The 212-nt window shown below is 50.0% G+C and carries 1 rRNA gene; it reads left to right on the top strand.

Annotated features, from left to right (window positions below):
• Window positions 1-212: ribosomal RNA gene (locus tag H5183_RS21590) — 23S ribosomal RNA — on the top strand; the annotation flags it as partial.

Here is a 212-nt window from a genome sequence, read left to right as displayed (position 1 = left end):
CAAGCAGTAGGAGCCCACTTGTTGGGTGACTGCGTACCTTTTGTATAATGGGTCAGCGACTTATATTTTGTAGCGAGGTTAACCGAATAGGGTAGCCGTAGGGAAACCGAGTCTTAACTGGGCGACTAGTTGCAAGGTATAGACCCGAAACCCGGTGATCTAGCCATGGGCAGGTTGAAGGTTGAGTAACATCAACTGGAGGACCGAACCCA

Origin of the sequence: Pseudoalteromonas sp. SR44-8 (assembly GCF_014163635.1) — a bacterium.
Classification (GTDB): domain Bacteria; phylum Pseudomonadota; class Gammaproteobacteria; order Enterobacterales; family Alteromonadaceae; genus Pseudoalteromonas; species Pseudoalteromonas rhizosphaerae.
This window is presented reverse-complemented; position numbering and strand designations above follow the sequence as displayed.